At 72.0% G+C, this 23,919-nt stretch carries 21 protein-coding genes, 1 tRNA gene and 1 pseudogene; 8 read left to right on the forward strand and 15 right to left on the reverse strand.

What is annotated here, in order from left to right:
• Position 1: 1 nt before the first annotated feature.
• Positions 2-261: pseudogene (locus ACQEVS_RS28310) on the forward strand (DUF397 domain-containing protein).
• A gap of 478 nt (positions 262-739) precedes the next feature.
• Entirely contained in the window at positions 740-1,567 is an 828-nt protein-coding gene (locus tag ACQEVS_RS28315) for an SAM-dependent methyltransferase (RefSeq protein WP_433024896.1), read from the forward strand.
• On the opposite strand, the gene ACQEVS_RS28320 is transcribed toward ACQEVS_RS28315, so the two are convergent.
• Complete coding sequence (locus ACQEVS_RS28320; protein ID WP_433024899.1) at positions 1,551-2,135, reverse strand: carboxymuconolactone decarboxylase family protein; 585 nt, start codon at positions 2,133-2,135, stop codon at positions 1,551-1,553. The two genes, ACQEVS_RS28315 and ACQEVS_RS28320, sit on opposite strands and share 17 nt — an antisense overlap.
• Positions 2,136-2,470: 335 nt before the next feature.
• Between ACQEVS_RS28320 and ACQEVS_RS28325 the strand changes: the two genes are divergently transcribed.
• From ACQEVS_RS28325 to ACQEVS_RS28335, 3 genes are all read left to right on the forward strand, one after another.
• A complete protein-coding gene (locus ACQEVS_RS28325) occupies positions 2,471-3,118 on the forward strand; it encodes an alpha-ketoglutarate-dependent dioxygenase AlkB family protein (RefSeq protein WP_433024902.1) in 648 nt (215 codons plus the stop codon).
• A gap of 196 nt (positions 3,119-3,314) precedes the next feature.
• Complete coding sequence (locus ACQEVS_RS28330) at positions 3,315-4,319, forward strand: aldo/keto reductase (RefSeq protein ID WP_433024905.1); 1,005 nt, start codon at positions 3,315-3,317, stop codon at positions 4,317-4,319.
• Between the two features lie 150 nt (positions 4,320-4,469).
• Positions 4,470-5,672 (forward strand): MBL fold metallo-hydrolase, encoded by a 1,203-nt coding sequence (locus tag ACQEVS_RS28335; protein ID WP_433024908.1) that lies wholly within the window; start codon positions 4,470-4,472, stop codon positions 5,670-5,672.
• A gap of 6 nt (positions 5,673-5,678) precedes the next feature.
• Here ACQEVS_RS28335 and ACQEVS_RS28340 read toward each other — a convergent pair whose 3' ends face one another.
• The 5 genes from ACQEVS_RS28340 to ACQEVS_RS28360 all read right to left on the reverse strand — a co-directional run bounded on the left by ACQEVS_RS28340 (position 5,679) and on the right by ACQEVS_RS28360 (position 11,887).
• The gene (locus tag ACQEVS_RS28340) at positions 5,679-6,533 is read right to left on the reverse strand and encodes a hypothetical protein (RefSeq protein ID WP_433024911.1); all 855 of its coding nucleotides are present in this window, start codon (positions 6,531-6,533) and stop codon (positions 5,679-5,681) included.
• 63 nt (positions 6,534-6,596) lie between these two features.
• Positions 6,597-7,040, reverse strand: coding sequence for a hypothetical protein (locus tag ACQEVS_RS28345; RefSeq protein WP_433024914.1), 444 nt, complete (start codon positions 7,038-7,040; stop codon positions 6,597-6,599).
• Between the two features lie 217 nt (positions 7,041-7,257).
• Positions 7,258-7,938, reverse strand: coding sequence for a hypothetical protein (locus ACQEVS_RS28350; RefSeq protein ID WP_433024917.1), 681 nt, complete (start codon positions 7,936-7,938; stop codon positions 7,258-7,260).
• Between the two features lie 281 nt (positions 7,939-8,219).
• On the reverse strand, positions 8,220-11,462 hold the full coding sequence (locus tag ACQEVS_RS28355) for an amidohydrolase family protein (protein WP_433024920.1): 3,243 nt from the start codon (positions 11,460-11,462) through the stop codon (positions 8,220-8,222).
• A 131-nt stretch (positions 11,463-11,593) separates the two neighbouring features.
• Positions 11,594-11,887, reverse strand: a complete 294-nt coding sequence (locus tag ACQEVS_RS28360; protein ID WP_433024923.1) for a YiaA/YiaB family inner membrane protein — start codon at positions 11,885-11,887, stop codon at positions 11,594-11,596.
• Positions 11,888-12,273: 386 nt separating this feature from the next.
• Between ACQEVS_RS28360 and ACQEVS_RS28365 the strand changes: the two genes are divergently transcribed.
• Positions 12,274-12,347 (forward strand) — tRNA-Pro (locus ACQEVS_RS28365).
• A 194-nt stretch (positions 12,348-12,541) separates the two neighbouring features.
• Here the strand turns inward: ACQEVS_RS28365 and ACQEVS_RS28370 are convergent.
• Positions 12,542-12,922, reverse strand: a complete 381-nt coding sequence (locus ACQEVS_RS28370) for a tyrosine-type recombinase/integrase (protein ID WP_433024926.1) — start codon at positions 12,920-12,922, stop codon at positions 12,542-12,544.
• A 711-nt stretch (positions 12,923-13,633) separates the two neighbouring features.
• Positions 13,634-13,891, reverse strand: a complete 258-nt coding sequence (locus tag ACQEVS_RS28375; protein WP_433024929.1) for a helix-turn-helix transcriptional regulator — start codon at positions 13,889-13,891, stop codon at positions 13,634-13,636.
• 341 nt (positions 13,892-14,232) lie between these two features.
• Here ACQEVS_RS28375 and ACQEVS_RS28380 point away from each other — a divergent pair, with 341 nt between their 5' ends.
• A complete protein-coding gene (locus ACQEVS_RS28380) occupies positions 14,233-15,111 on the forward strand; it encodes a DUF5655 domain-containing protein (protein WP_433024932.1) in 879 nt (292 codons plus the stop codon).
• 258 nt (positions 15,112-15,369) lie between these two features.
• Here ACQEVS_RS28380 and ACQEVS_RS28385 read toward each other — a convergent pair whose 3' ends face one another.
• From ACQEVS_RS28385 to ACQEVS_RS28410, 6 genes are all read right to left on the reverse strand, one after another.
• Positions 15,370-16,095 carry a DUF3326 domain-containing protein gene (locus ACQEVS_RS28385; protein WP_433024935.1) on the reverse strand — a complete coding sequence of 242 codons (726 nt, stop codon included), beginning with the start codon at positions 16,093-16,095 and terminating at the stop codon, positions 15,370-15,372.
• Between the two features lie 425 nt (positions 16,096-16,520).
• Positions 16,521-16,754: a phosphopantetheine-binding protein gene (locus tag ACQEVS_RS28390; protein ID WP_433024938.1), complete on the reverse strand. Its 234-nt coding sequence runs from the start codon at positions 16,752-16,754 to the stop codon at positions 16,521-16,523.
• A 284-nt stretch (positions 16,755-17,038) separates the two neighbouring features.
• Positions 17,039-17,746 (reverse strand): DUF4232 domain-containing protein, encoded by a 708-nt coding sequence (locus ACQEVS_RS28395; protein ID WP_433024941.1) that lies wholly within the window; start codon positions 17,744-17,746, stop codon positions 17,039-17,041.
• Between the two features lie 335 nt (positions 17,747-18,081).
• On the reverse strand, positions 18,082-18,558 hold the full coding sequence (locus tag ACQEVS_RS28400; RefSeq protein WP_433024944.1) for an ATP-binding protein: 477 nt from the start codon (positions 18,556-18,558) through the stop codon (positions 18,082-18,084).
• A gap of 205 nt (positions 18,559-18,763) precedes the next feature.
• On the reverse strand, positions 18,764-19,879 hold the full coding sequence (locus tag ACQEVS_RS28405; protein ID WP_433024947.1) for a hypothetical protein: 1,116 nt from the start codon (positions 19,877-19,879) through the stop codon (positions 18,764-18,766).
• Entirely contained in the window at positions 19,876-22,293 is a 2,418-nt protein-coding gene (locus ACQEVS_RS28410; RefSeq protein ID WP_433024950.1) for a HelD family protein, read from the reverse strand. The genes ACQEVS_RS28405 and ACQEVS_RS28410 overlap by 4 nt, the downstream gene beginning before the upstream one ends.
• A 251-nt stretch (positions 22,294-22,544) precedes the next feature.
• On the opposite strand from ACQEVS_RS28410, the gene ACQEVS_RS28415 reads away from it, so the two are divergent.
• The gene (locus tag ACQEVS_RS28415) at positions 22,545-23,078 is read left to right on the forward strand and encodes a GNAT family N-acetyltransferase (protein ID WP_433024953.1); all 534 of its coding nucleotides are present in this window, start codon (positions 22,545-22,547) and stop codon (positions 23,076-23,078) included.
• Positions 23,079-23,170: 92 nt separating this feature from the next.
• Here the strand turns inward: ACQEVS_RS28415 and ACQEVS_RS28420 are convergent, their stop codons facing one another.
• Positions 23,171-23,707, reverse strand: a complete 537-nt coding sequence (locus ACQEVS_RS28420; RefSeq protein WP_433024956.1) for a hypothetical protein — start codon at positions 23,705-23,707, stop codon at positions 23,171-23,173.
• Positions 23,708-23,919: the final 212 nt, after the last annotated feature.

Genomic DNA, 23,919 nt, shown 5'->3' on the forward strand with positions numbered 1-23,919 from the left:
CATGGATCGCATATACAACGGCATGCCCGCCACCGACCTCGGCACCGAGGGCTGGCGCAAGCCGTGGAGCGGCGGCAACGGGGGGAGCTGCGTCGAGGTCATGCGCCTGAGGGACGGCCGGGTCGCCCTGCGCCAGTCCACGGACCCGGAGGGGCCCGCGCTGATCTACACGCACAGCGAAATGGAGACGTTCATCAGGGGGGCAAGGCCGGCGAGGCGGACTTCCTGCTCGCCGGCGCGGCGGAGGGGCCGCGGACGTGAGCGGCCGGGCCGGGACGGGCGGCGGGAGCGCGCGCCACCGCTGACGACGGCAGTCAGGCGTCCCGCTCCGCCGGTGCCGCGCACCGGACGAGACGAGAGGTCCGCACGACGGGGACCCCGGCGTCGTCCCGGTGTCGCGGCGCCCGTACGGTGAACCGCGGGCCACGGGGGTGCCGGCGGGGGACCGGCGGGTACGGCGGAGTGGGGCTCAAGCAGGTCGAGCAAGTTGAGCAAGTCGAGCAAGGCCAGGCGGGACGAGCAGGCCAGGCAGGACGAGCAGGTCGGGAAAGCCCCGGCGCGAGCAGGCTCGGGCAGGCTCAAGGGAGAAAGCTCAAGCAGGGGAAGCGGTACGGCCGTCGGACGGTCCGGGGGAGGGGAACCCGCCGGACGCGCCGCACGGGCCGGACCGCCGCACGGCCGCAACGACCGGAACAGGCCGGGCGGTTGCGGGATCCGCACAGTTCGGAAGGGGCAGGGAGTGACGGAGCAGGGCACGGGCGACGGGGGATTCGCGGCCGAGGAGATCGACACCAGCCGGCCGCACCCGGCCCGGATGTACGACTACTACCTCGGTGGCTGGGACAACTACGAGGTCGACCGTACGGCGGCGGAACGTTTCATCGGGGCCCTGCCGGACATACGCGTCGCCGCCCGGGCCAACCGCGACTTCCTGCTGCGCGCGGTGCGCGAGGTCGTCGGGAGCGGCGTGCGCCAGATCATCGACATCGGCACCGGCATCCCCACGTCCCCCAACACCCATGAGGTGGCGCAGGAGATCGACCCCGACGTCCGGGTCGTCTACGTCGACAACGACCCGATCGTGGCGACGCACGCCGGGGCCAAGCTGACCAACAATGGCAACGCCAGCTTCCTGCTGGCCGACGTGCGCGAGCCGGAGAAGATCCTCGCCCACCCGGAGCTGCGCCGCCTGATCGACTTCGATCAGCCGGTGGCCCTGCTGCTGGTCGCGATCCTGCACTTCATCACGGACGAGGAGGACGCGGCCGGAATCGTCGCCACCCTCACCGAGGCGCTGCCCGAGGGGAGTTGCCTTGTCCTCAGCCACGGCACCACCGACTTCCACAGCGAGGCCGCCCGAATCGCCGATGACGCCTACAAGAACGCCACCGCCTCGGTGACGCTCCGGACGTACGCGGAGGTCGTCCCGTTCTTCGACGGCTTCGAGCTGATGGACCCGGGCGTCGTCCAGGTGCCGCTCTGGCGCCCGGACGGCGAGCCGCCGACGCCGGCGGAGCTGGCCCGGGTCGGCATCTACGGCGGGGTGGGGGTCAAGGGCGGTCGGTGACGGCGGCGGTCGCGGGCGTGGTGGCGGGGATGTCGCAGGTGTCCTTGAAGCCCTGACTGGTCAGTCCCAGCGCGGTGTTGGTGCGGGAGCGGAGGTTCTCGACCGAGATCATCTGGGTCAGTTCGACGAGCTGGGCGTCGTCCAGGTGCTCCCGCAACCGCTCCACCAGGGCGTCGTCCACCGTGGGCGGCGTCGCCGTCATCGCCTCCGCGTACGCCATCACGTCACGCTCCAGCGGCGTGTAGACGTCGCTGTCGCGCCAGCGCGGGACGTCGCGCAGCTTCTCGTGCGCCATGCCGTGCCCCCGGTTCTCCCAGTAGCCGAAGTCCATGCACCACGAGCAGCCGATGGACGTGGCCGACGCCATCACGGCCAGCGACTTCAGACCGGGGTCGAGCCGCTTCCAGCGGCCCACGGCCAGCTCGAAGACGGACGTGGCCAGCAGGACCCCGCGATGGTGGCCCATGGCGAGCAGTGGGTCGAGCACCTTGCCGTAGGCGCGGCGGCAGTACCGGGCGGCGAGGCGGGTCAGCGGGGTCGCGGGCGGGTTCAGGGGGACGCGAGCCATGGCGGTGCCGCTCCTCTCGGGTCGCCGGACCGGTGGCGGGGGCGTTCGTTCGTTGCGGCCGCCGGGGTCCGTGTTCTCCGTGGCTTGGGGTCGCTTCGGATCGTTCGCGGGTCGCTTGCAGTCGCTTGCAGTCGCTTGCAGTCGCTTGCAGTCGCTTGCGGTCGTCGGTGGCCGCTGATGGTCGCCGGTGGCCGCCCGGCGGTCGCTTGCGGGAGGTGGACGGGCGAGGGCGCGCGGATGTGACAGTATCCGGGCAGAGATACGAAGGGAATCCCCGCGCTCGCGGGTCCCGGTCCCGCGCGCTTCGCGCGATCCGCCGCGCCTAGCCTGGACTCATGCACGACGAGCTGTTCCCCCGGGCGCCCGCCGAGGTGGCGCCGGGAGCCGTGCACGTCCCCGGCTGGCTGGACGAGGCCGCCCAGCGCCGGCTCCTCCGCGACTGCCGGGAGTGGGCGAGGCCGCCCGCGGGCCTGCGGACCGTCCGGATGCCGAACGGTGGTGAGATGTCCGTCCGCACGGTCTGCCTGGGCTGGCACTGGTACCCGTACGGGTACGCCCGGACGGTCGTCGACGGCGACGGCGCCCCCGTCAAGCCGTTCCCCCGCCGGCTCGGCGCACTGGCCCGGGACGCGGTGGCGCGCGCGTACGGGACGCCGCCCGGCCCCGAGCCGTACGACATCGCGCTGGTCAACTTCTACGACGCCGGCGCCAAGATGGGCCTGCACCGCGACGGCGACGAGCGGTCCGCCGCCCCCGTCGTCTCGCTCAGCCTCGGGGATTCCTGCGTGTTCCGGTTCGGCAACACGGAGACCAGGACGCGCCCGTGGACGGACGTCGAGCTGCGCAGCGGCGACCTCTTCGTCTTCGGCGGGCCGTCCCGGCTCGCGTACCACGGTGTGCCCCGGACGTTTCCGGGTACGGCTCCCGCGGGGCTCGGAATGACCGGGCGGCTCAACATCACTCTGCGGGTCAGCGGGTTGTAAGGCGTTTGCATTAATCCCGCGTCTGCAACTATTGTCGAAGCAGCTAAGTGGCGCACGCAAATAGTGCTGTGTCGCGGTCCCGGCCCGGTGGACACAGACCCCGCCCGCCGCGTACCCGACCGCCGCGGCCCCTCCGGCGCGTCTCCCCGCGCCCGGGCCGCCGCCACCCGCAGACACCGATCGAAAAGGCACCACCATGTCCCTCAAGGGAATCCTTCCCGGCCGACTCGGCTTCGGCACCGCCCCCCTCGGCAACATGTTCCGCGCGATCCCCGAGGAGGACGCCCTCGCCACCGTGGAAGCGGCCTGGGACCAGGGCATCCGCTTCTACGACACCGCCCCCTTCTACGGCGCCGGCCTGGCCGAGGAGCGCCTGGGCAAGGTGCTGTCCGGCAAGCCCCGCGACTCCTACGTGCTGTCCTCCAAGGTCGGCCGGGTCATCCTCGACGAGCCGGAGGCCGCCGTCCCCGACTTCGGCGAGAAGGGCGGCCTCTTCGAGCACGGCAACCCCAACAAGGTGCTCCACGAGTGGACCGCCGAGGCCACCGAGCGCTCGATCGAGGGCAGCCTCAAGCGCCTGGGCGTCGACCGCCTCGACATCGTCTGGGTGCACGACATCGCCCAGGACTTCCACGGCGACGCGTGGGTGGGGAAGTTCGAAGAGGCCCGCACCGGGGCCTTCCGCGTCCTGGACCGGCTGCGGGACGAGGGCGTCATCAAGGCGTGGGGCCTGGGCGTCAACCGCACCGAGCCCATCGAACTGACCCTGGCCCTGGACGAGCCCCGCCCCGACGGCTTCCTCCTCGCCGGCCGCTACACCCTGCTCGACCACGAGCACGCGCTGGGGCGCCTGCTGCCCATGGCCCAGGAGCGGAACGTCGACATGGTCGTCGGCGGCCCGTACAGCTCCGGTGTCCTCGCCGGCGGCACCCACTTCGAGTACCAGCAGGCCCCGCCGGAGATCATCGAGCGCGTCGGCCGGCTCAAGGCCCTCACAGAGCGGCACGGCGTGAGCATCAAGGCCGCCGCCCTGCAGTTCTCCCTCGCCCACCCGGCGGCCGCCGCCGTCATCCCCGGCGCCACCCGGCCCGGCCGCATCGCCGAGGACACGGCCGCGCTGAACGAGGACGTCCCGGCCGCGTTCTGGGCGGAACTCCGCGCGAGCGGGCTGGTCGCGGCGGACGCTCCGCTGCCGGCCTGACCTCCGGGTCCGGGCGCTCCGCGCACGTGGACGCCGCGTGCGCGGAGCGCCGGGGTGGGAGCCCGGCCGGAGGGAAAACGATCAACGATGGCGCGGGCGGGCGGGACCGTCCGATAATGAGACGGACCTTTCCCCACGCCTGGAGGTGCCGTGACCGGCTTCCGCGTCCCCAGAAACCCCCTCGACGCGCTCCGCCCGGCCGCCTTCGGCGCCGACCCGTCGGGGGAGCGGATGGCCCGCATCCGGCGCTCACCGCACTTCGCGGGCGGCGTCTTCGTCAACCCCCCGGGCCCCGAGCGGACCCCGAGCACCCGCTCGATGCTGGGCTACCTGCCCACGTACTTCCGCAAGGAGGAGCGGGTCCGCCGGGCCCCCGCCCACCCCATCCCCGTGCACCCGACGACCGTCGCCGACCTGGCCGGACCCGTCGAGTCCGGGCTGCGGCTCACCTGGATGGGCCACTCCGCCGTGCTCGCCGAGATCGACGGCCACCGGGTGCTGATCGACCCCGTCTGGTCCGAGCGCTGCTCGCCGTTCGCCTTCGCGGGCCCCCGCCGGCTGCACCCGGTGCCGATACCGCTCGCCGAGACCGGACGGGTGGACGCCGTGGTCATCTCCCACGACCACTACGACCACCTGGACATGCCCACCGTCCGCGCCCTGGCCCGGACCGGAACGGAGTTCGTCGTACCGCTCGGCGTCGGCGCGCACCTGGAGCACTGGGGGATCCCGGCGGGGCAGATCACCGAACTCGACTGGCACGAGACGACGTTCGTCGGCGAACTCACCCTCACCGCCACCCCCGCCCGCCACTTCTGCGGACGCGCGCTGCGCAACACCCAGCACACCCTCTGGGCCTCCTGGGTCATCGCCGGCCCCCGGCACCGCGTCTTCCACAGCGGTGACACCGGCTACTTCCCCGGCTTCGCCGGCATCGGCGAGCGCTACGGCCCGTTCGACGCCACCATGATCCAGATCGGCGCGTACAGCGAGTTCTGGCCCGACATCCACATGGAGCCGGAGGAGGGCCTGCGCGCCCACCTCGACCTCCAGGGCTCCGCCCCCGCCGAGCGCGGCGTCCTCCTCCCCATTCACTGGGGCACCTTCAATCTCGCCCCGCACCCTTGGGACGAGCCCGCCGAACGCACCGTCACCGCCGCCCGCCGCGCCGGCGTCCGCTACGCCGTCCCCCGCCCCGGCCAGCCCTTCGAACCGGCGGCCGGACTGCGCCCGGACCCCTGGTGGCAGGCCGTGGCGGCGGAATCCCCCAGGAGCGCGGCGCCGGACGGGCCCCGGCCCCGGCGGCACGACTGGACCTCGCGGCCGAACGCTGAGGCGCGGCTTCCCGGTTGAGCGGTTTCACCGTCCACCTGCGGCGGGTCCCCGACGAGCGCCTCCCGGCCCGGATCCGCCGCACCGACCGCGGCCGTGATCGAACGTGTCGTCCACCGGACGCCGCCGGCGGACACGTCGCGCACCCCCACGTGCCGCGCCTGCGGGTACGACGGTGGGACGCGGCGCCCGTACGGGGCCGACGGCGGCTCGCCCGGGGCCGGCGTGCGTGCGGTGCGGGGTAGGGGCGTTGTGAGGGCGTGAGGGCGGGGAGGGCAGGGCGAGCGGAACCGGTCGTGTCGGCGGCGGTGCGTCCCGCTTACGCCAGTCCGCCGAGGGCGTACCGGTCGAAGGCGTCGTACAAGTCCTCCTCGTCCACGACCGCGGCGTCGATCGAGGGCGCGGCGGCCGTGGCGAGGAGGGTGGTGAGGCGGGCGAGGCCGGGGAAACGGGCTTCGGCGTCGGGGTGGACGGCCCGGGCGCCGGCGAGGAGGGGGCCGACGCCGGGTCGCCGACCACGAGGCCGCCGGTGAGGTACACGGTGTACGGCTGCGCGGTGATCCCGGCGAAGGTCTCGCCCGTGGCGAGGCTGCGCAGGCAGTCGGCCAGGGGGGAGGCGGAGCGCTCCGGATCGCGGTCGTGCTCGGTGTGGTCGACCGCGTAGTGCGGCACCGTCCGTACCCGGTCGACGATCTCGCGCCGGACGGAGGGGGCCAGGCCCATCCAGTCCGCGTCGGGTGCGAGGCCGGCGAGCGCGTCGGCCGCGCGCCGCTCGGCTTCCTCCAGGCGTCCGGTCTCCACGGCGAGCGTGGTGAGGGCGAAGGTCGGATCGGGCCGGCCGGTCCGGTCGCCGACCGCGAGGAAGAGAGTGTGCGCGTTCATGTCGTTCGCCTCGCCTGTGTTCGGTGGTGGCCGGCAGGCACGGAGCCGTACCGGCCGTGTTCGCTACTTCTTGATGCAGATCGTGCCCTGGCTGTGGTTCTCCAGGGTGACGTGGTGCGTCTTCCCACCGGCCGTGATCGTGAAGTCCGCCTTGGCCGAGTAGGAGTGGCACTGCCCCTTCGGCGGCGGCCAGTTGGCCACGACCCGTGCCTTGAACTTGTTCTTGCCCGAGCCGCTGTTGTGCGCGACCTGGGTGCCTTCCTTGTAGAGGGTGACGGAGATCGAGTACTCCGGCATCTTCTGCTTGCAGCCCTTGAGGTCGGCGTGGACGTTGATGACGTCCGGATTGGTGTGGGACTCGTGCGGTGAGTCGAGGGCGGCCTCGCACTTGTCCCACACGGTGGCCGCCGACTGTGCGTCCGGCGGGGCCGGAGCCGCGGCGTGGGCCTGGAAGGGGACGATCAGACAGGCGGCGGCAAGGGCGCCGGTGAAGATGTGCCGTCTCATGATGTACCTCCGGAAGTCGGGAATACCCGGCGAACCTATGGCCCACTCGCCCCTCAACGACACCACATATCAGGCCAATTGCCCTCACCTCGGCCGTGGCACTCGCCTTTCTTCGCCGGACCGAGCGGCGTGGGACGCCGTCGGCTCCGGCGAGTCGCCAACCGGCCTTGCGCGGCTGCGGGATTGGCGTGTGATCGAGAGGGATCGGTGAGCGATTTTAAATCGTCTTGTACACCCTTGAGAATGAAGGACCCCATGGTCGCGGCGGTTCGCCCGGCGGCCGGGTGTCAACTGGGAGGCGACCAGGAAACCGACTCGGACCGGGCCGCCGTTCCCGCGGTTCCGGCCGTTCGAAAGGACCGGCATGGCAAGCATCCGCAAGGCTCGCGCCCTCACGCTCATGGCCGCCGTCCCGTTCGCGGCGGCACTCTTCATGACGGGAGCGGGAGCCGCTTCGGCCACCGAAACCCCGCAGTCCGACGCGAGGTCGGGCAACGCGGCGGTCACCCATCTGTGCGGCCACGACTGTGACCACGGCCGGCACGGCGACCGGAAGGGCCACCACGACCACGGCCGGGGCCGGGGCGAGGACTGCGACCACGGCCGCGGCCATGAGGGGCGGGACGGTGATCACCACGGCGATCGCCACGCTGATCACCACGGCGATCACCACGCCGATCACCAGGGCCGGGGTGAGGGCTGTGACCACGATCGCGGCAAGGGTGACGACTGCGACCACCACGGCCTCGGTGAGGACCGGGACCACCACGGGCGCGGCGAGAGCGGCGACCGCCACGGGCACAGTGAAAACGGCGATCACCACAAGCACGGCGAGAACGGCGACCGCCACGGGCACGGTGAGAACGGCGATCACCACGGTAACCACCACGGAGATCACGGCAAGTAGATAGGCCGGGCTCCGCACCTCTCCGGCGCGGTGGCCGTGCGCCACCGCCGGCCCCTCGCCGTTCGGACCGCCGCGCGGCGGCCCCCGGTCACCTCCCGGGGAACGCCGCGCGGATGTGGGCGAGGGCCCGGGGCGTGGCGCGGGCCGGCCTCTCGGTACCCGGGACCGCAGCGGTCTCTCAGGGCCCGATCACAGCGGTCTCCTCGATCACAGTGGTCTCTCAGCGCCCCGGACCACAGTGGCCCTTCAGCGCCTTAGACCACAGCGCCCCCTCAGTGCCCCGGGTCGCAGCACGAGTCGCGCCGCAGCAGCCGTCCCACCTCCAGCCACTCGCCGTGCGTCGAACTGCCGTGCCGGGCCGCCGGAGCCGCGTCGCCGGCGTAGGCGTCGAGGAGTTTCCGCTGCTCGAAGGGGAGGCCGCCGCGGAGGACGGACTCCGTCCGCACCAGCGAGTCGAAGTCGGTGAACGGGTCGCCGTCGACGATCGTCATGTCGGCGAGCTTGCCGGTCTCCAGAGTGCCGAGGTCGCGTTCCGCGCCGAACACCCGGGCCGGGATCGCCGTCGCCGTACGCAGCGCCTCCGCGGGGGAGAGGCCGTAGCGGTGCAGGGAACGCAGGCCCATGTGGAGGGAGAGGCCCACGGGCACCAGTGGGGCGTCGGTGCCGAGGGCGACCAGGCCGCCGTCGGAGAGGATGCGCCGGTAGACGTCCACCTCGGTGCGCAGCGTGGCCAGTTGGTCGCCGGTCGGCCGTTCGGCGGCGGTCTTGCGGACGAGGTCCACGTCCCACGGCGGCATCAGCCGCGTCACCCGCGGGTCCTCGGCGAGACCCGGCTGCTCGCCGATGAGCGGGGTCGAGGTGAAGATGGTCGCGATCATGTGGAAGTTCGTACGGGTGTAGATCTCCCGCACGTCCTCGTACGCCCGGCCGCTCGCGGACGTGGCGTGCCCGAACTCCAGCCGCTGCGTGGCCTGGAGATGCGTCGTCAGGTCTTGGCCGAGCTGGACGCCCGGGGTGCAGAGGTGGGAACCGGTGCGTACCCCCAGCACGTCGTGGGCGTGCCGGGCCGCCTCCTCGATCACCCACCCGGGCGCGCGGACGTACGTCTTCACGAAGTCCCAGTCCAGCGCCGCGGCCCGGGACAGCGACCGGCGCAGGCCCTCACGGGTGCGGTGTGCCCGGCCCATGCTGTACGCGACCCGGCTGCCGTCCAGCAGCTCTCCGCAGGTCAGCAGGCGCGGCCCGGCGAGATCGCCGGCGGCCACGGCCTCGCGGATCCGGGCCTGCTCGTAGGAGGCGCCGCCGAGCGAGACGGCCGTGGTGATCCCGTAGGCGAGCTGGAGGGCGGTCTGCCGGCCGCCGTAGGTGATCTGCCAGGGGTGCGTGTGCGCGTCCCACAGGCCGGGGAGCACCGTCCGCCGGGACGCGTCCACCCGGCGCCGCGCGGCGCGGCCCGCCCGGTGCGGCTCGACGGAGTGCACCCGGCCGTCGCGGACGAGGACGTCGACGTCCTCCCGGACGGTGTTCCCGGTGCCGTCCCAGAACCGGCCGGCGTGCACGACCGTGTCGGCGGGCGTCGGGCGGCGGTAGTCGAGCCGGACGGGCACGGTCCGCGCTTCGTTCGCGCCGACGTCCAGCAGGCGCAGCTTCCCGGCCGACAGGTAGAGGATCCGGCGGGAGTCCGCCGACCACGACGGGTGGTCGGCCGCCTCGTCGGTGAGCCGGCGGGGCGCGCCCGCCGGGGTGCCGTCGGGCTTCACCGGCAGCAGCCACAGCGCGGACTCGGTGATCACCGCCATGTGGCGGCCGTCCGGCGACCAGACCGGGCCGGAGTCGTAGCGGTCGGAGATCGAGACGTGCGGGGCCAGGGCGTGCAGCCGGGAGGCACCGTCGGACGTGTTGACGACGCGGATGAGGTTGTAGCCCTCGCGGAAGCGCTGGTTCAGCCGGTTGCGGTCGCAGTACGCGACGTACCGACCGTCGGGCGACCAGCTCGGCCGGCCCGGCAGCCCGCCGCCGCCCATCGGCGCGGCCAGGACGCGGTCGGTGCCGGCGGCGAGGTCGCGGACGAGGAGGTTGCCGGAGAGGTCGAGGCAGGCCAGCCGCTTGCCGTCGGGGGAGAGCGCCGGGCTCACCCGGCCGCCGCCGGCCAGCTCGGTGTCCTCGCCGGAGCCGAGGTCGTGCCGGCGGACGGCGAGCAGGCCGGAGCGGTCGTCGGCGTAGACCAGCGCCTTGCCGTCGGGCGTCCAGGCCGGGCCGAGGAGGTAGCGGGTGACGTCGGCGCGCACCACGCGCCGGGGCGCCGCGCCGCCGTCGACGTCGGCGACCCAGAGCGCGTTCAGCGCGGCGAACGCGACCCGGCGGGCGTCCGGGGACAGCGCCGGCAGGTGCACCGCCCGCACCCGGCCCACCCCGCCGACCTCGACGTCGTACCGCTTGACGCGGTAGCGCGGCCGGTCGACCGGCAGCTTCGCGGTGAACGGGACGGTGGCGACGGTCGACGCCGACGGCTCCCTGCCGCCCCCGGCGGGCGCCACGCGGACGACCCGGAACTGCCCCTCGACGGTCAGCAGCAACTCGTCGCGCGAGATCCACCGCGGCGGCACCGGCTCCACGTCACCGTCGACGGGCACGGCCGCGCCGTCGACGACCAGGGTGCAGGACGCGGTGGGGGCGGCGGTCGTCCGCAGATACGCCAGCCGCCCGCCCGGGCTCACGGCGGGCGTCATGACCTGCGCCTTCGCCGTCTCGGTGTGCTCGACGCGGACCGCGCCGCGGCCGTCGGCGGACACCGACGCCACCGTCCGGGACACCAGCGCGTCCTTGGTCGCCTGGCCGCGGACGAACAGCAGCCGCTTGCCGTCCGGCGACCAGACCGGGTCGAAGTCCTCCCACGCGCCGTCCTGCAGCGGCCCGTCCTGGTCCTTGAGCCCGGTCACCCGGGTGAGCGCGCCGGTCCGGACGTCCACCGTCCAGATCCGGTACGGGCTCCCGGCCACCGGGTCGCCCTGGCGCTCCGAGGCGAACGCGATCCGGGTGCCGTCGGGGGACCAGGACGGGCCCCGGTCGTCCCAGGGGCCGTCGGTGAGCTGCCGCAGCCCCGACCCGTCGGGCCGCAGCGTCCAGATGTGGAAGCCGCCGCCTCGGTACGCGCAGACGGCCAGCAGCCGGCCGTCCGGGGAGTGCACGGGCCGCGTCGGCTCCAGGTCCGGCGGCGTGATCGCCACGGCCTCCCCGCCCTTGCGGGGCAGCGACCAGAGGACGTTCTGCACCTCGGCCACGACGCGGTCGCCGAAGAGCGACGCCGAGCCGTTGGTGGTGGCGGTGAAGGACAGCACGGGCGCCCCGGACGCCGCCGTTCCGGCCGGAGCGGCGGGCGTCGCCTCCGCCGGCGTCGGAACCACCCCGGTCACCCCGGCGATCCCGGCCACGGCGGCGGTACCCGCGGTGGTCTGGAGGAATCTGCGCCGGGAGAGGGGAGAGAGGCGAGTGCCCGAGGGGCCCTGGACGTCCAACTGTCCTCCTGGGGTGCGGGAGTTGCACGGGATGCGAGAGGAAGAGCTCGATCGGATCATCGTTCACGGTGCGGGGTGCCGGGTCAACACCCCGGGGAGTGAGCGCCGTCTCCCGGATCACCGCGCGCCGGTCACAGCCCCTCCACCTTGAACGCGTCCTGCTCGATGAGCAGCTTGTCGAGCCGCGCCTTGTCGACCCGGTTGGTGATCTCGTCCACCTCCTGCCGGTCCCGCACACACTTGGCCAGCGTGAACGCCGACGACACCACGAAGACCAACCCCAGCCCCAGGAACCCCCGCTCCCAGGCCCCCAGGGGCAACTTCACGATCCCGACCGCCAGCGCCACCAGCGACAGTCCGAAGGAGAGGGCGGCCTGGACGTAGAACGCGGTGGTCGTCGGCCGCTGTATCGATGGAGTACTCATGCCCGGCAGCGTCCCGGACGGGGGCCGCGGGGCACATGAGTACCGCTACTTATCTCGGGGGTGGGGCTGGGGGGGGCTGGTACCCATGGCCGCCACTGGAGGGCGCTGATGGCTACGCCTGCCTTGGGGGGCTGATATCTGCGCATGCCCCCCGGGGGGGGCGATACCCACGCCTGCCTCGGGGGCCTGGTACCCATGCCCGCCTCGCGGTCCGGTACCTGTGCCCGCGCCTCGGGCCCGGTGCCCGCACCCCGGGCCCCTGCCCCAGACCCGGCACCGTTCCCGCCCCGACCCCCGCCCGCCAATCCGTGCGCGACCACCCCACGGCGTGCGGTATTGTTCTCTTGCGCGGTCGGCAAGGGCACCAGCCCGAGCCGGACGAGCACCGGGACGTGGCGCAGCTTGGTAGCGCACTTGACTGGGGGTCAAGGGGTCGTGGGTTCAAATCCCGCCGTCCCGACCGGGAAAACACCCTTTGATCTGCGGAAAACCGCAGGTCAGAGGGTGTTTTGCGTTGGCGTCGCGATGGGGTGATCTGATGGACCGTCAGGTGCCCGGAGACCACTTGGGGACCACGGGCTGGAAAAACCGCTGATCAGACCCTGTATCGCTGGGGACCAAGATCACCGGAAGAATTGGGTGATTGTGCACATCTCACAACGCCTGGAGAGTGGCCGCCAGCGGTTTGGAGGGCACCGAGGCGCTGCGGAGGTGGGCGCTGAGGGAGGTGCCGGCGGCGTGCAGGGCGCGTAGGTCGGGGTGGAGGTAGCGCTGGGTCGTCCGTAGCGAGCCGTGTCCGGCGATCATGCGCAGGACGTGCAGGGGGATCCCCGCGTCGGCCATCCAGGTCAGCCCGGTGTGCCGGAGGCTGTGGCGGCGCAGGTGCTCGTAGCCGAACTCGGCGACGACCTCGTCCCAGTGCGTGGCGTCTCTCAGGACGGCCGTGGTGATCCGTCCGCCGCGGGGGCCGGTGAACAGGCGGGCGTCCGGGTCGTGCCCGACGGCCAGGAGGCGCTGGGCGACCAGAGGGCGCACTTCCTCCGCCAGAGACTTCGCCGATCCGCGCCGCGGTGCAGCCGGCGAAGATCACCACACTGCCCCAGCCGTGGTACTGCCCATAGGAACGGGCCACCAGGGCGTCGGCCAGCGCCACGAGGGTGTCCCAGTCGCGCAGGGCGAGGGAGCGCGGGTCGTCGAGCTCGTCCTCGGCCCGCTTGAACTCGCTCTGCCATCCGATGACCCGCGCCGGATTCTCCGTGATGATGCCGTCACGCCGCGCCTGTTCCATGACCCGGACCAGCACGGCCAGGCTGTTCTTCACCGAGGAGCGCCCGACGGAATCGGCGATCCAGCCGTAGACGCACCGGTCCACGGCGCCGTTGCTGACCATGGTGACCGGGATGTGCCCGAGGCTGGGCACCACACGGAGCCGCCAGCCGGCCAGGTAGGGGTCGTGGGTTTTCGCTTCCAGCCCGCGGAGCGCCAATTTCATGTTCGCGTCGCCGTATTGCGCAAGAGGCTGCGTCGAGACATGGGGCGTGACGCCGCGAATCGCGGCGGCGGTGAGCATGTTGATCCAGCCTTGCGCTTCCTCTTCGGTAGCGCTGGACTGTGACAGCGAGTCTCTCTTCTTGGTGTGCGGATCGACTCAGCGGACCCGGGCTTTGAACGGCAGCGGGCGGTCGGGGCGGTACTCGATGTCGGGGGAGAGGGGTACGGCGATCGGCAGTTGCTCGACGTAACCCATCACGCGCTCCGGGAGGTGTCGGTGCGGTGCTGGTCCAGCCACTGTTGGACGTCGGCGGTGCTGTAGATGACGCGGCGCGGTGAAAGGCGGATAAACGGCGGGCCTTGCGGGGGACGCGCTGTACGCCACCGGCGGAGAGTCGACGCGTCGACGTTGAGGAACCGGGCCAACTCGACGGTGGAGTACCAGGAATGCGTTTCGGGGGCGGGAAGGTGGTGGGGAGCAGATATGTGGGGCGTTGTGCAGGGATGAGGCATGTACTTCCCGGGGCGAGGAGCGTGAGGATCGAAGTGCCGCCTTCCCAGCTACCGGTCAGGACTTGCGGCGCGACGAAACAATAGGTCCACGACGCAAGAAGTCCAGAGCTGGGAGGCGTAGTTCCCTCAGGGAGAACGAACTCTGCTCACCAGTCTGTGCGGAAGCGCCGTTTTCGCTAACCGGGGAATGTCTGGTAGGCGGTACTCACATGCGCCGGGCAGGCGCGCCGGGCGGACATCCATGGCTGTACGCAGGCAACTGGCCCAATGAGGAATTCCCGGAAATAGCCGTCTGACCCCCGGCGTTATAGCCGCGCAGCGAAGGAGGGGGAGGTGTCAAGATGAGGATGTTCCACACTCAGGGCGACGTGGTGGAAGTCGTGTCACGTCTTGCCGAAGTCGAGGCTGAAGTGCAGGATCTGGTCGAAGCCAACTTGGAGGCCATGCTGGGCGTCCGGTTCCTGGAGAGCGAGTACAGCACCGGGCCCGTGCACGGCGGCCGGATCGACACGCTGGGGGTCGACGAGAACGGCGCTCCGGTGGTCATCGAGTTCAAGCGCGCGACGGATGCCGGCGTGATCAATCAGGGGCTCTTCTACCTGTCGTGGCTGATGGACCACAAAGCGGAGTTCGGGCACCTGGTGCGCGACCGGCTCGGGGCAGCGGTCGCGGCCCAGGTGCTGTGGAGTGCGCCGAGGCTGATCTGTGTGGCCGGCGACTTCACCCGCTACGACGTGCACGCCCTCCGAGAACACCGGCGCAGCATCGACCTGGTCCGCTACCGCTTCTTCGGCGACGACCACTTCGGCCTGGAGACCGTCGCCTCCGTCGCCGCCCCATCGGCGCTGCCACGCGCCCGCCGGACGAGCGGCAGCGCGGAACCCGGTGTCCGCGCGGCCGAGGGGGTGATGGAGGAGCTGTACGCCGAGGTCGACCAGGTTCTGCTGGGGCTCGGAGACGACATCACCAAGGTCCAGCGCAAGACCTACCGCGCGTACCAGCGCCTGCGGAACTTCGCTTGCCTGTGTCCGCCGCAGAAGAACAAGCTGCTCGTCTACCTCAAGATCAATCCCATGGAGGTCGATCTCGTCCCCGGCTTCACCCGGAACGTGACGGGACTCGGCCACCACGGAACCGGCGACCTGGAAGTGCGGCTGCTGATAAGCCGCGACTTGGAGCGTGCCCAGGATCTGTTCCGACTCAGCTACACCGCGGCGTAGGCGCCAGCGGCTGAGCGGGCGTGTGCCCGGGCGGCGGGGACTGACGCGCTCGACGTGGGCAGCAGGGTTTCGACAGCGGGTCGATGTTCTGGGAGCCGTCGGCGTCGGCAGGCTCGGCGAACTGGGTGCGGTACAGGCGGGCGTTGCTGGTCAGCGGCGGCGTTGAGATGCGGCTACCGGGCTTGGTACGGTCCGCGCTGCGGGCACCCTTCCGCATTCCGCGGATCGTTGCACCGAAGTCGCCCCGTCCAGCCTCGCCTACCCACCCACCGAGCCGGTGTTGCTCAAGCAGCCGCAGGGTGGGCCGGAGATTGCGCAGGGTGCTGGTGGCGCGGTCGGTGTGGTCGCTGAAGACCACGTCCGCCTGGACCGCGTCGTCGAGACGGACCATGGTGTGGCAGTGGAAGCCGGCGACGGCACGCGCGGCGTTGAACATGTTCTCGGCGAGCCCGAGCCCCACGCCTGCTCCTCACAGCGGTCCACGACCAGCAGCAGGCGGTCGGACAGCACGGGTTGCAGCGCCGCCGGTCCCATCAGCAGCCGGGTCAGCGTGCTGCCTTCGACGTAGAGGCAGTTGTCGGGGATCTCGTTGAGGTCCGCGCCGTTGACGGCGTTGGGGTGCGTGATCAGCGTGTCGCACACGCCGGCCAGCAGGCGGGTGGCGGGACCGCCGTCCCCGGCGTCGCCGCCGATCTCCGCCCCGATCCCGGTGGGGATCATCAGCGCCGCGGTGAAGTGCGTCGGGTCGTGCACAAGGCGGCGTCGGAAGGCGAAAATCGAGGGCGGTGGTGCCACCTCGCGGGGCAGGTCGCTGAGCACCCCCACCTCGCACCGCAGTGTTCCGTCGACGAGACCGGTGACGACCAGACGGACGGGATGGACGCCCTCACCCAGCTGAGCGCCGACCCCGGCATCCAGGGCGTCCAGCAGCCGGGTATGCCTGTCGGGGAGCACGAGTTCGAGGCTGTGTTCCTTCACCTGCATCTTCGGCGACTTCCTCTCGACGTCGGCACAAACGGAGCAGGACGCAAGAGTGCCCCGCGTGTGACCGGCACGGTTGCCGACGGTAGGCAGAGCAGCCGGCCCGAACGAGAGACAGTCGCTCGGACCGGTCGCCGGGCATCAACGCTGCCCACGGCGACTACAGCCGGAAGCCCTGGGCACGGCAGGGCCGCGCTACGCGCCCAGCGGCACCCGACCGGCCGCCGCACCTGAGCGTTGTCCATCGTGGCGCGGAGTTGGCGATACCGCTGGTCGAGGTCGACGGTGAGAACGAAAGCCACGCGGTGGCGGGGCTGCGGCCGGTCGGCTCGGCTGAGGGAGACCCGCCACCGAGGCGCGCGCCGCGGGACCGGGGAACCCGGTGAGGGTGCGCGGGCGGCCTGCGTCCTCAGCCGGGACCATCCGGGTCAGGTCCGTTTTTTGACGAAGTCGATGACCTCCTGGACGCTGAACATCTCGGCGATATCGCCTTCTTCGCAGGTGATGCCGAATTCCTGGGACAGCGCATGGGCCAGGGGGCCGTTGTCGCCGTCTTCTTCGCCCAGGTCCTCGCGGAGCTGGGCTTGGGGGGTCACTTCTTGCGGTTCCACTGCCAGCTTCTGCGCCAGCAGCTTTTTGACGCGGTCCTCCACGCTCGCCATGGCAGGGTTCCTTTCCCACTCCGGTTGCCGGGTTCGGCCGCCATACGGACGTTCCGACATCAACCGTCGCACGTGCTTCCCCGTCGGCCCCCGAATTACTGGGACATCGGAGTGACGTGCGGGCGGCAGCGTGAACCCGCGTCCCCGGTGTTCGGAGCCCGGCGCCCGGCAGCCCGCCACCGGGCCCCTGGTGCCGTACCGGGGTGGGCTCCGGGACCGCTTCGGTGCCAGGGACCTCGCCCGCCGCACGGGCCGGCGATGTCTCACCGGCCGACGGCGTGCCGTCAGACGTCGTACGGCTTCTTGGTGCTCCAGTTCAGCACGTCGGCCTCGGTCCAGCCGAACGACGGCTTCTCGCCCTTGGAGTCGACGGAGTAGAAGGGGCCGGTGTGACCGTCCGTGCCGCGCAGTGCGATGGCGAACGACTGCGCCGTGTGGTTCTTCGAGCCGTAGTCGAAGAGGTTCACCGCGCTGTATGCCTTGTCTCCGGGGCGGAGCGTGATGTGCTGCTCGCCGCCCGGGTTGTCCTTCTTCGAGTGCGGCAACGCTGCGGTGTCGACGTCCCCACCGAGCTTCACGGCCGGGTACGAGGTGACCCAGCACGGTGTGGTGCCCTTGTTCGACGCGGTGATCAGCAGGTGGTCGCCCTGCTGACCGGCGAACCGGTGCACCGCGGTGATCAGCATCTCGTCTCCACGGCACTGCCGGGCACCGGCCGTCGTGCCCTTGCCCGCGGCCTCCTTGGTCTTGCCCGGTTCGGTCGCCGGGTGCGACCCCTCCTTGCGGTCACCACCGCTGCCGGGCTGCCCCGTGCTGTCCTTGCCGTCCCCGTCGGAGGCGGACCGGCTCTGGGCGGGAGCAGCGGTATGGTCGCCGCCTGCCGCCTTCGAGTCGTCGCCACCGTCGCAGGCGGTCAGGCCGAGTGCCAGCGCGGCGGTGACGGCGGCCAGGGCGGCGGAACGGGCGGTACGGCGGGCACGGTGCGTGATCATAATGAAAGTCCCCCCACGGGCTGTCAGGTCGCGGCACTTCCCCTTGGGCCCCAAGGCGACCGTCCGCATCGGCTGTTGCGCTGTGCATCCCATGAGACGACGTCAGGGCGAGCATCGTTCGCTCGGGTCTGTCCGCATTCGGTAACAAGACAGTGGGTGACGCTGTCGGGGGCCTCGGAACGCGAACTCGCCGAGGGCGATCGGCAGGTCGGGAAGCGGAGTTGCCGAGAACGAGCGGCAGGTCGAGAAGGGGCAGGCGGTCCTTTCGGGCCGGAGCCGAGACAGGCGACCCATGGCCGGCACCCGACCCGCCCGCAGGGTAGGAGGCCGTGTGATCACGGCATCCGCCGGCCGCCCGGGACGTCGTCCGGGTCGTCGGCGAGCGCGACGGCGGCCGTGATGCGCTTGCCCACCGATTCGCGGTGCATCGCAAAGCTCCGGCATACCGCTATGACGATCTCCAGACCATGCTGACCGATCCGCCCCGCGTCCGGAGCCCCCACCGACGGCAGCCCCGGCTCGCTGTCCCACACGGTCACCTCGACGACACCCCCGCCGACCTCCAGCGACAACAAGCACGGCCCCGGGGCGTATTTACGCGCGTTGGTCACCAACTCGCTCACCACCAGCAGCACCATGCCCATCGCCCGCTCCGACACCGGCACCCCGTGCACCACCTGCACGTCCGTCAGAAAAGAACGAGCCAGGTCACGGGCCTGGCCGATCTCGGCATCCGCCTCGAACGCGGCAACCACCGACGGCACCTCTCCGGTCACCGCACACCGGCATTCATCCCATACTGCCTGTCCCATACGGCCCTGCCCAAGTCCCCCGCACCACCACTGACGACAACCGGATACCCCCGGAAACCCCTCACAGACCCATCAACGAGTGACGGGAAGACCCGTCGCACCCGGCCGGTTCGGGAACGGCCCGCGAGGTCCCCGACAGCGTCGCTTACTCAGCGGCGAGGCGTAGGCCCGTGGCGGTCACCGCCGCTCGCGCCCGGGCCTACCCTCACCGCAGTCGCGCCCCGGAGGGGGCCAGTGCGAGGTCCGCGCCCTCGCCGGCCCAGCCGGCCGGGCCGCGCCAGATGACGTGGACACCGAAGACGTCGTGAAGGGTGTCCGCGGACCAGTCCTCGGCGGGTGGTTCGGGAAGGACGAGGTAGAGGCCGTCGGCCCGGGTGGGCAGCGAGTAGTTGATCTCCAGCAGCCGGGTGGCACCCGAGCGGAGGTCCGCGTAGGAGGAGCGTCCCGCGCCCAGGGCTTCGTACAGGAAGAGGCCGCGGTCGGTGACGCAGCTGACGTCGACGACCGGTGAGTCGGTCGGCTGGAGGTCCGCCCAGAGGAGCGACGCCTTCAGCGCGTGACGGACCGCCTCGTGCTTCTTGCACGCGCGGTCGGCCTGGGCGGCTGTCTCCAGCGTGCGGAGGAGTCCTTCTTTGGCGGCTCCGGCGGTCGGAGCCGGCGAGGTGGAGGGGGTGCCGGCGGTGCTCATCTGTCCTTCTTCCTTCTGCTCGGCTTGCTGCGGGCCCTGCCGCGGGGCCTGCTGCGGGGCGTCGGGGAGCAGGCCACCGGAGGCCGTCCTGCCGGGGTCCGGCCGGGAGCCGCCCGGTCCGGTGGCGGCGGGGAAGCGGTCCAGCAGCTCCCGCCGTGCCGCGGCGAGGGGCTCCGCCCAGCCGGACGCGGCCAGCTTCTCCGCGAGCCGGCTCGTCTGCAAAGTGCCTTCCTTGAGGGCGCGATTGGCCGAGGCGGCGAGGTCGCGCAGCACGCCGAGGCTGTCCCGGTCCGGGTCGCCGAACAGGTGGAGGACGTCGACCCAGTCGGCCTGGTCCCTTCGGAGGACGCGGTTCGCCATCCCCTGGAGCTCGGAGAGGCGGCCGCGGGCATCGGGGACGGCGGCGGTCGCGTCGTCCCCGCCCCCCTCGCTCCCGGTGAGTTCGGCCAGGACGTTCAGTGCGGCGGCGTACCGTCCCGCCATCCGTTCCGAGACGGGCGACCGGCCGCGCCGGTCGGCGGTGAGCACGGTCTGGTTCGTCTCGTTGGCGAAGACCCAGCAGTCCAGCTCCTCGCCTCGCCGCGGAGGGGCCGAACCGTGGCGGACGGTGAGGACGAGCGGCCGGTCGATCACGGGGGAGAGCGGCCTGACCTTGTAGCGGCCCCGGGGGTCTGGTCCACGACCTCGACCCTGACGTCGGTGCCGATCCGGGGGAGCCGTCCCCCCGCACCCTCCGGGCGGTCCATGGACGCCCGCGGCGCCCCGGCGTCCCCGGAACCGGTGAGCGCCTCCGGCAGCGGGGTGGTGTGCAGGACGGTCAGACTCTGGGTGCTGCGGGTGAGGGCCACGTACAGCCGGCGCGGCCCGGCGGGGCCGCCGTCGGCGATCGTGGCGGGCTCGACGACCAGCACGTGGTCGTACTCCATGCCCTTGGCCTGGGCGGCGGGCAGCACGGACACCGCCTCGCGGTCCCGCTCGCCGATGTCTCCGCACGCGCTGATCCCGCGACTGACGGCGGCCGCCCAGTCCGAGTCGTCGGGGACGATGACGGCCACGGAGCGCGGGGTGCTCCCGTCGCTGGTGCCGACGAGCCGGGCCACGTGGGCGACGGTGTCGTCGAGCAGCTTCCGCGGCTCGGTCGCCACGGTGCGTACGGCGTCCGCTCCGACCGCGCGGACGGCCCGCGGGTACGGCAGGCCGGGAGCGATCGTCCGGGCGAGCGGGGCGATGAACTCCATGATCTCCATGGGGACGCGGTAACTCGTGTCGAGCTCGGCCACACTCCAGTCGCCGTGGTCCGAGAGGAGCGTCCCGAGCAGGTCCCAGCTCGTGGGGATGTGGGCTCCCGTCGCCTGCGCCAGGTCGCCCAGGACGGTCATGGAGCCGCCGACGGCGGAGCGTCGCCGCAGGGCACGGGCCTGCATGGGGGTCAGGTCCTGCGCCTCGTCGACGATGATGTGCCCGTAGCGCGGCGGGGTCTCGCCGCTGATCAGCACCCGGAGTTCTTCGAGGCAGAGGTGGTCGTCCACGGTCCACGCGTCCTCGTCGGCGCTGGCGGCGCGGGCCCGTAGCAGGGCCGCCTGTTCACCTTCGTCGAGGATACCGTCGGCGCAGGCCCGCAGGAGGTCGGCGGAGTCGTAGAGGCCGCGCAGGGCTTCCCGGGGGCCGGGTGACGGCCAGACGCGTTCGACGAGTCGCTCCACCCGGCGGTTGCGCTCCAGGTCGCGCCGGATCGTGCCGGTCTGTCCGCGCCGTGGCGCGACGTCGGCGAGCTCCCGCAGCAGCCGGTCGACGAACAGGCCCCGGAAGCGGTCCCGCCGCTGCCGGAAGGGGCCGTCGCCCGCGTGGGCCCTGTCGAGGAGTTCGATCACCTCGGACTTCGGGACGCGCAGGGTCGTGCTGCCCGCGGTGACGACGACCGCGGGCTCGTCGCCTTCGAAGGAAGGGGCGGTGGTGAGGCCGTCGAGAGCTTCCGGGCGGTAGTCGTGCTCGACCCGGCGCCGCAGCACGGCCGCCATGCGTGCGTCCGACTTCACGAGGCGCGCCCGCGGGGAGTCCTCGCCGACGGTCCCGCCCTCCCACAGGCGGTCCAGTTGGACGACGTTGACGTCCCGCGTGCCGAGGGTCGGGAGGACCCGGCCGACGTAGTCGAGGAACCGCTGGTGGGGGCCGATGACGAGGATGTCCTGGGCCTTGAAGTGCCCGTTGTCGACGAGCCAGGTCACACGGTGGAGCCCGACCGCCGACTTACCGGTACCGGGACCGCCCTGCACGACGAGGATGTCCGAGGGCGAACCGGTGACCAGCTCCATCTGGTCACGGCGGATGGTCTCGACGATGTCCCGCATCCGGCCGTCGCGCGACCGCTGGAGCTCTCGCAGCAGGAAGTCGTCCACCTGGAACGCCTTCCGGCGCCGGCGTCGCGCGACATCGCCGGGGGTGGGGGACCGCGGACGTTCCTCCTCCACGGGGTCGAGGGGCTGGGCGCCCTTTTCCGGCTCGTCCGCCTGTCTGCCGTCGGCGGCCCGCGGGGGCTCCGGGACGGCGGAGGATCCGGCTGCGGTGCCGGCCGGGGCCGCAGCCGGGACCGGGGCCGCGGGCGCGGACGGCGCCGGGAATATTTCGTCGAAGTAGCCCTCGACGACCCTCTGGACGCAGCGGAGCCGGCGCCGCAGCACCACGTCGCCCGGGCTCTCGGACCCGGCCTCGATCCACTTCTTCGCCAGGGGACTGGTCCACAGCAGCACCACCGGCTCGTTCGAGGCGTCCCGCACGCCACGGCGTCCGATGTACCAGGGCCGGGGCTCTCCCCCCGGATCCTCCGGCGCGTCGACACGGGCGAAGACCAGGGCTTCGTCGCCGAGCCCTCCGTACGCCTCGGCCCGGGCCTCCGCCTCGGCCCGGTTGGCGATCCCGTCCTTGCCGCTCGCCGACGCGGCGACCGTCGCCCCGCTCTTCAGCTCGGTGAGCTTCGCGGTGTAGCAGTCGTACGCGTGGTCCACCGCCCGCTGCTCGCCGACGAGGATCTCGTCCCGAGTCGTGCCCATATGCGCCCTCCCTGCGGTGTCGGAGGACACCGCCACGGGCGTACGCCCGTGCCCCACCGAAACATTTATCAGAGAAAGCGGGGTGGCGTCGGTCAATGGATCGGCTGCCGTACGAGGTCACGTCACCTGCCGTACGTCTCTCCGCCCCCGCAGGTCGTGTCGACGTCGGCCACCGCCCACCTCACCCGCCCCACTCGCCTCGCCACCGGCCGATGAGCGCCGCCCGCGTCTTTCAGGGCAGTATGGGGGCCATGACCGAGATCCACACCCCCCGCCTGCTCCTCCGCCGCTGGAGTGACGACGACCTGATCCCCCTGGCGGACATCAACGCCGATCCGCACGTCATGCGCTGGGTCGGTGACGGCTCGGTCCTCGACGCGGACGGTACGGAGGAGGCCGTCGAGGGATGGGAGGAGGAGTGGGACGAGGAAGGCTTCGGTATCTTCGCCGTCGAGCTCCTGGGGTCGGGTGAACTGGTCGGCGCCGTCGGTCTGTCCGTCCCCGAGTTCCTGCCGGAGGTGCTGCCCGCCGCGCAGATCACCTGGCGGCTCGGCCGGTCCTTCTGGGGCCAGGGCTACGCGTCCGAAGCCGCCCAGGCCACCCTGGAGTTCGCGCTCCAGGACCGCGGCCTCGACCGGGTCGTCGGCATCGTGCGCCCAGGCGACGAAGGCTCGAAGAACGTGCTGCGCAAGCTGGGGATGGAACCCGAGCGCGCGACCACGCACCCCCTTTACGGTTTTCCCCTGCACGTCCACTCCATCGACCTCTCGGAGTACCAGGGCTGACCGCATCGCACCGCGGGCGAATCGGCGGGCGGTGACGCACCGCGTCCCCCGGAAGAGCGTGTGCTCTTCCGGGGACGCGGCATGCGCACGGGTTACCAGGTGAAGGCGGCCGACTGGTTGCCGGTGGCGGTGCAGTAGGAGCTGAAGCTGCCGGTGGGCTTGTTGACGGTGAGCTTCAGGGACCAGTTGTTCTCGCTCGGGGTGCCCGCGAGGGCGGCCGAGTCGGTGGTGTCGCCGGCGGACAGGGAGCCGGTGGTGAGCGGGAGCGGACCGAACGAGATGGGGCTGCCCGCGGCCGCGGCCGCGTGGGCGGTGCCGGAGAACCGCACCTCGCTCGTCGCACCGCCGGAGGACGTCTTGTTCAGCTTCAGCGTGGCGGTCACGGTGTTGGCATTGAGCGGCCACTGGTTGCGGATGTCCGCGGAGTCGATCCGTATCGTCTTGCCGCCGCCGGAGTCGGCCGCGGTGAGCGTGACGGTCCCGCTGCCGGCGGAACCGCAGTTGTAGGTGGCCGTCGCCGTCGCCGGAGCGACGGCTGCCGCCGATCCGGCCAGGGCCAGGGAAGCGGCGAGCGCGCCGGAAGCGGCGATCGAGGTCAGGGCGACGCGTCGTGCGGAGAAGCCGTGCATGGGTTGCTCCTTCGTGGAAGGTGCCGTGTTCCTGGCGGAACGGGAATGCGTGCGAGTGCCGGGCCCGGCGTCTCGACCGCAGTAAATCCCCCGTGTCTCTTGCGGTGGTTGGCGATCGGTTGGCGGTCTCTTGGCTGCCGTCGGCGAATCACGTGGGGTGGAGGAAGCGGCTCCTTGCCCTCACCCGTCCCGCCATCCGTCCCGTCGCCATT

Source organism: Streptomyces sp. CA-181903, assembly GCF_050937075.1.
Lineage (GTDB): Bacteria > Actinomycetota > Actinomycetes > Streptomycetales > Streptomycetaceae > Streptomyces.